We start from the raw sequence: 6,667 nt of genomic DNA on the forward strand, positions 1-6,667 counted from the left end.
CTTTGACGCAAGCAGGAGTGGCGGATGAAGATCGCCGTGCTCGGCGGAGGTCCCGCGGGACTTTATTTCGCGATCTGCATGAAACTGCGCGATCCGGCTCATCAGGTGACGGTCTTCGAGCGCAATCGCGCCGACGACACCTTCGGCTGGGGCGTGGTCCTTTCCGATGAGACGCTGGACAATCTGGCGGCCAATGACATGCCGAGCGCGGACAGGATCCGCGAACACTTCGCCTATTGGGACGATATCGCCGTCATCCATAAAGGCGTTCGCACCGTCTCCACCGGCCATGGTTTCTGCGGCATCGGCCGCAAGCGGCTTCTCCTTCTCCTGCAGGATCGGGCGCGCGAACTGGGCGTAGATCTGCGTTTCGAGACGGAGATCGATGATCCGAAGCCCTTGATGGCCGAATATGATCTCGTGCTTGCCGCCGACGGGGTGAATTCACGTGCCCGCAAAGCTTTCGAAGACGTCTTCAAGCCGGATATCGACCTGCGCAAATGCAAGTTCGTCTGGCTCGGCACACATCAGAAATTCGACGACGCCTTCACCTTCATCTTCGAGAATACGGAACATGGCTGGGTGTGGGCCCATGCCTACCAGTTCGATGCCGACACGGCGACCTTCATCGTCGAATGCAGCGAGGCGACTTGGGCCAGGTTCGGTTTCGGTGACATGTCGAAGGAAGACTCGATCGCGACATGCGAAAGGATCTTTCAGGCGCATCTCGGCGGCCACCACCTGATGTCCAACGCCAATCACATCCGCGGATCAGCATGGATCAATTTCCCGCGGGTGTTGTGCGAGCGCTGGTCGCATGAGAATCTGGCTCTGATGGGCGACGCAGCCGCGAGCGCGCATTTCTCCATCGGATCAGGCACCAAGCTGGCGCTGGAAAGCTCGATCGCACTTGCCGATTACCTCCATTCGGAACCCACGCTGGCCGCCGCCTTCGAGAAATACGAGGATGCGCGGCGGCTCGAAGTGCTAAGGCTTCAATCGGCCGCGCGCAATTCCCTGGAATGGTTCGAGGAAGTAGAGCGTTATCTCCATCTCGATCCCGTCCAGTTCAACTATTCCTTGCTCACCCGCTCCCAGCGCATCAGTCACGAGAACCTGCGGCTGCGCGACCCGCAATGGCTTGGCGATGCCGAGGCCTGGTTCCAGAAGCAGGCGGGCGTTGCCGCAAACACCAACCGCCCGCCCATGCTGGCGCCGTTCCGGCTTCGCGGCATGGAACTGAAGAATCGCATCGTCGTCTCGCCAATGGCGCAGTATCGGGCGGTGGACGGTACGCCGACCGACTGGCATTTCGTCCACTATTGCGAGCGCGCCAAGGGCGGCGCCGGGCTAGTCTACATAGAGATGACCTGTGTCAGCCCGGAAGGGCGCATAACGCCGGGCTGTCCCGGTTTCTACAAGCCGGAGCACGAGGCGGCCTGGAGACGGATCGCGGATTTTGTCCATAGCGAGACGGAAGCCAAGATATGCGCGCAGATAGGCCATTCCGGCCCGAAAGGCTCGACGCAGCTCGGCTGGGAGGAGATGGACGCTCCGCTTCCCGAGGACAACTGGCCGTTGCTGGCCGCTTCGGCCGTTCCCTGGTCACCGCGGAATCAGGTGCCGAAAGCGATGGACCGCGCGGATATGGATCTCGTGCGCGATCAGTTCGTAGCCTCGGCACAAATGGCCGACCGCTGCGGCTTCGACATGCTCGAACTTCATATGGCGCATGGCTATCTGCTTTCTTCCTTCATTTCGCCGCTGACCAACCACAGGACGGACGAATATGGCGGCTCGCTTGAAAACCGCATGCGCTATCCGCTGGAGATTTTCCGCGCCGTTCGTGCGGTCTGGCCGGAAGACAAACCGATATCCGTGCGCATCTCGGCAAATGACTGGGTCGGCGACGAAGGGGTGACACCGGCCGAAGCGGTCGAAATCGCCCGCATGCTGCAGGCCGCCGGGGTAGATATTTGCGACGTGTCGGCCGGCCAGACCTCGATCCGGGCAAAACCGGTCTATGGCCGCATGTTCCAGACGCCATTCTCGGATCGCATCCGGAACGAAACCGGCATGGCCACGATGGCGGTCGGCAATATTTACGAGCCGGACCATGTGAACTCGATCCTGATGGCAGGCCGCGCCGATCTCGTCTGCCTCGCCCGGCCGCATCTGGCGGATCCCTATTGGACGCTGCACGCGGCGGCGGCTCTCGGGGACAAGGATGTACGCTGGCCCGCGCCCTATCTGCCTGGTCGAGATCAGCTCTACCGTCTTGCCGAACGCGCGGAGCAGATGACGGGAAAGGTGTAGAAATGGCCGCTCCCCGCCATGCGCTCGTGACAGGAGGCGGCTCCGGCGTCGGCCGTTCGATCGCCTTGGCCCTCGCAGAGGCTGGAATTGCGGTCACCATATGCGGCAGGCGTCTTGAACCGCTTGAGACCGTAGCTGGGGAGAATGGCTATATTCATGCCGAACAGGCCGACATCACGGACGAGGCTTCGGTGAATGGGCTCTATGAAAAGGCCGAAGCCGCGCGCGGTCCTTTCAATATTGTCGTCGCCAATGCCGGTGCCGCTTCCAGCGCGCCGGCGCACAAGACAAGTCTCGACGACTGGAGACGCATGCTCGACGTCAATCTTACGGGCTCTTTCCTGACCGTAAAGCCGGCGCTTGCAGGCATGACGAAGCGCGGAAACGGGCGGATCGTCTTCGTTGCTTCCACCGCCGGCCTCAAGGGCTACGGCTATGTCGCGCCCTATGTAGCCTCGAAGCATGGCGTCATAGGCCTGATGCGGGCCCTTGCCGCCGAGTTCGCCAGGACAGGCGTCACCGTGAATGCGGTCTGCCCCGGTTTCGTCGAAACGGATCTTCTGGAGGAGTCGGTCCGCCGCATCATGGACAAGACCGGCAGAAGCCGCGACGAAGCCCGCCAAAGCCTGATGGCGTCCAATCCACAGGGCCGTTTCATCCAGCCGGAAGAGGTGGCGGGTGCTGTCATGTGGCTGGTCGGGGAAGGAGCCGTCTCGGTCACGGGACAGGCAATCTCGCTTTCGGGAGGAGAGACATGGTGAACGCTCCGCTGGCGGCCCTTCATGCCGATAGCGGCAGCAAGGAGCGGCTGCGGCTCTGGATCAGGCTGTTGCGTGCCTGCCGGCTGATCGAGGCGGAACTGCGCGGGCGGTTGAAGGCGCAATTCGATTCCACCCTGCCCCGGTTCGACGTTCTTTCCGCTCTTAATCGTCGTCCGGAAGGCATGGCGATGAGCGATCTCTCACGTTTCCTGCTCGTCTCCAACGGCAATGTGACAGGCATCGTGGACCGGCTGGTCGCCGAAGGGCTGGTGGTGCGCTCCAGACGCGATGGAGATCGCCGCGCGTCGATCGTGCGCCTGACCGGCCAGGGCATCACGAGCTTCGCACGCATGGCGGCCGCCCACGAGGCGTGGATCGATGAGCTATTGACGAGCGTCAGCCCGCAGGACGCCCGCCAACTGACTTTCATGCTGAAATCCTTCAGAAGCGAATGGGAGAGAGAAACGTGACGTCGATGTCTGGCCTGAAGCCGAAACATTTCCTGTGGCGCATGGAGGGCCGCGCCGCCGTCGTCCAGCTCGACCGACCGGAGCGCAAGAACCCGCTCACTTTCGACTCCTATGCCGAGCTTCGCGATACGTTCCGCGCGCTTGTCTATGCCGAGGACGTCGATGCCGTCGTCTTCCTGCCCAATGGAGGCAATTTCTGCTCCGGCGGCGATGTGCATGACATAATCGGCCCGCTGGTCGAGATGGACATGAAGGGATTACTCGCCTTCACCCGCATGACGGGCGATCTCGTCAAGGCCATGCTAGGTTGCGGAAAGCCGATCATCTCTGCAGTTGATGGCGTTGCAGTCGGTGCGGGCGCGATCATCGCCATGGCCTCGGATATCCGGCTCGCCACGCCGGAAGCCAAGACCGCCTTCCTTTTCACCCGCGTCGGCCTCGCTGGCTGCGACATGGGCGCCTGTGCGATCCTGCCGCGCATCATCGGGCAGGGCCGCGCTGCCGAACTGCTTTATACCGGCCGCGTCATGACCGCGGAGGAAGGTGACCGCTGGGGGTTCTACAACCGGCTGGTGGACGCTCCGGCGCTCGAGGCAGAGACACTCGATCTCGCCGCCCGCATCGCTTCCGGCCCCACCTTCGCCCACGGCATCACCAAGACCCAGCTCAATCAGGAATGGTCCATGAGCATTGAGCAGGCGATCGAGGCCGAGGCGCAGGCCCAGGCCATCTGCATGCAGACGAAGGATTTCGAGCGTGCCTACCGTGCCTTCGTCGAAAAGAAGCAACCGGTTTTCGAGGGGAATTGATGCCTGACCGCTCCTTCCTCACCTGGCCTTTCTTCGAGGAACGGCATCGCGACCTTGCCGGAAGGCTTGAGGATTGGTGCGCGAAAAATCTTCCCGTTGACCATTCCGATGTCGATGCTGCCTGCCGCCGGCTCGTCGCCATGCTGGGCGAGGCAGGCTTTCTCCTGCCGACCGCCGTTGACCCTGCCGATCCCCAGCCGCTTGATGTCCGCACGCTGTGCCTCACCCGCGAGACGCTGGCGCGCCATGACGGGCTGGCGGACTTCGCCTTTGCCATGCAGGGGCTGGGGACGGGCGCGATCAGCCTTTTCGGCACGTCGGAGCAGCGGGAATGGCTGAACAGGACACGCGCCGGCAAGGCGATCTCCGCCTTTGCCCTTTCCGAGCCCCGGTCCGGCTCGGACGTCGCCAACATGGATATGGCCGCCACACGCGATGGCGACGGTTACGTGCTTTCCGGCGAGAAGACATGGATATCCAATGGCGGCATCGCGGATTTCTATGTCGTCTTCGCACGGACTGGCGAAGCCTCTGGAGCCAAGGGCATTTCCGCCTTCCTGGTGCCCGCCGACACGCCGGGAGTGAGGATCGCCGAACGGCTGGAGGTCATCGCTCCGCATCCTCTTGCGCGGCTTTCTTTCGAGGATGTGCGGATTCCTGCATCGGCGATGATCGGCAAGCCCGGCGAAGGCTTCCGCATCGCCATGTCCGTCCTCGACGTGTTCCGGTCGACGGTGGGTGCCGCCGCTCTCGGCTTCGCCAAGCGAGCCCTCGACGAATCCATCAGCCGTGTGCGCGACCGTCAACTCTTCGGCGCGCCGCTTTTCGATCTCCAGATGGTCCAGGGGCATATCGCCGAAATGGCTCTCGACGTCGATGCGGCCGCGCTTCTCGTCTACCGCGCCGCCTGGACCAAGGATTCCGGAGCCCAGCGCGTCACGCGCGAGGCCGCTATGGCCAAGCTCTACGCGACCGATCAGGCTCAGGCAGTTATCGACAAGGCCGTACAGCTTCACGGCGGCGACGGCGTGCGTCGCGGGCATATTGTCGAGAGCCTTTATCGGGAGATTCGCGCGCTCAGGATCTATGAGGGCGCTTCCGACGTCCAGAAAGTCGTGATTGCAAGGCAAATGATGGCAGGGGGCTGACCATGCTTGGACCTTCGGCGCATATCGATACTTTCACCCGGGATAATCTCCCGCCGCAGGATCAGTGGCCTGATTTCCTTCTCGAAGGCTTCGACTATCCTGAATATCTGAACGCGGGGGTTGAGCTGACAGACCGGATGGTCGAACGCGGCTTCGGCGACAATATTGCCCTGATCGGCAATGGCCGCCGCCGCACCTACAAGGAGCTTGCCGATTGGACCAGCAGGCTGGCCCATGCCCTGGTCGAGAATTACGACGTCAAGCCCGGCGATCGCGTACTGATCCGTTCCGCCAACAATCCCGCCATGGTTGCCTGCTGGCTGGCGGCGACGAAAGCAGGGGCCGTGGTCGTCAACACCATGCCCATGCTGCGCGCGGGTGAACTCGCCAAGATCGTCGACAAGGCGGAGATCGGCCTTGCGCTCTGCGACACACGGATCAAGGACGAGCTGGTCGCCTGCGCCAAGGAAAGCCGTTTCCTGAAGCAGGTCGTGGGCTTTGACGGCACAGCGAATTTCGACGCCGAACTTGACAGGATCGCGCTGGACAAGCCAGTGCGTTTCGATGCTGTGAAGACCGGCCGCGACGACGTGGCGCTGCTCGGCTTTACGTCCGGTACCACGGGCATTCCCAAGGCGACCATGCATTTCCATCGCGATCTGCTGATCGTAGCCGACGGCTATGCCAGGGAAGTGCTGAAGGTAACCCCGGAGGACATTTTCGTGGGCTCGCCTCCGCTCGCCTTCACCTTCGGACTGGGGGGCCTGGCGATCTTCCCGCTGCGTTTCGGCGCCGCCGCAACGCTTCTCGAAAACGCTTCACCGCCGAACATGGTCGAGATCATCGAGCGTTATCGCGCCACCGTGAGCTTCACCGCGCCGACCGCCTATCGCGCCATGCTGGCGGCGATGGATGAAGGGGCAGATCTTTCGTCGCTGCGCGTTGCGGTTTCAGCTGGCGAGACATTACCCGGTCCGGTCTTTGAGGAATGGATAAGGAASACCGGCAAGCCGATTCTCGACGGCATCGGCTCGACCGAGATGCTGCACATCTTCATCACCAATCGCTTTGACGACATGGCACCGGCCACCACGGGCCGGCCCGTGACCGGCTATGAGGCAAAGGTGGTCGACAAGGACATGAACGAGGTTCCGCGTGGCCAG

6 protein-coding genes are annotated in these 6,667 nt (G+C 62.5%); all 6 read left to right on the forward strand.

Annotated features, from left to right (window positions below):
• Nucleotides 1–24 precede the first annotated feature (24 nt).
• Complete coding sequence (locus L598_RS16015; RefSeq protein WP_144864122.1) at nt 25–2,316, forward strand: bifunctional salicylyl-CoA 5-hydroxylase/oxidoreductase; 2,292 nt, start codon at nt 25–27, stop codon at nt 2,314–2,316.
• 2 nt (nt 2,317–2,318) lie between these two features.
• Nucleotides 2,319–3,077, forward strand: coding sequence for an SDR family NAD(P)-dependent oxidoreductase (locus L598_RS16020; RefSeq protein ID WP_144864124.1), 759 nt, complete (start codon nt 2,319–2,321; stop codon nt 3,075–3,077).
• Nucleotides 3,071–3,547 (forward strand): MarR family transcriptional regulator, encoded by a 477-nt coding sequence (locus L598_RS16025; protein ID WP_144864126.1) that lies wholly within the window; start codon nt 3,071–3,073, stop codon nt 3,545–3,547. The genes L598_RS16020 and L598_RS16025 overlap by 7 nt, the downstream gene beginning before the upstream one ends.
• Nucleotides 3,544–4,356 (forward strand): enoyl-CoA hydratase family protein, encoded by an 813-nt coding sequence (locus tag L598_RS16030; RefSeq protein WP_144864128.1) that lies wholly within the window; start codon nt 3,544–3,546, stop codon nt 4,354–4,356. Before L598_RS16025 ends, L598_RS16030 begins: the two co-directional genes overlap by 4 nt.
• Nucleotides 4,356–5,504, forward strand: coding sequence for an acyl-CoA dehydrogenase family protein (locus L598_RS16035; RefSeq protein WP_144864130.1), 1,149 nt, complete (start codon nt 4,356–4,358; stop codon nt 5,502–5,504). Before L598_RS16030 ends, L598_RS16035 begins: the two co-directional genes overlap by 1 nt.
• A gap of 2 nt (nt 5,505–5,506) precedes the next feature.
• The coding region (locus L598_RS16040) for an AMP-binding protein (protein ID WP_144864132.1) at nt 5,507–6,667 on the forward strand (1,161 nt) is incomplete at its 3' end.

The organism is Mesorhizobium sp. J18, assembly GCF_007829525.1.
In the GTDB taxonomy this organism is placed as follows: Bacteria; Pseudomonadota; Alphaproteobacteria; order Rhizobiales; family Rhizobiaceae; genus VLJP01.

Excerpts from the sequence above, each read along its gene's own strand:
- L598_RS16020 (WP_144864124.1), top strand. The coding sequence starts at position 2,319 with ATGGCCGCTCCCCGCCATGCGCTCGTGACAGGAGGCGGCTCCGGCGTC.
- L598_RS16035 (WP_144864130.1), top strand. The coding sequence starts at position 4,356 with ATGCCTGACCGCTCCTTCCTCACCTGGCCTTTCTTCGAGGAACGGCAT.
- L598_RS16015 (WP_144864122.1), top strand. The coding sequence starts at position 25 with ATGAAGATCGCCGTGCTCGGCGGAGGTCCCGCGGGACTTTATTTCGCG.
- L598_RS16025 (WP_144864126.1), top strand. The coding sequence starts at position 3,071 with ATGGTGAACGCTCCGCTGGCGGCCCTTCATGCCGATAGCGGCAGCAAG.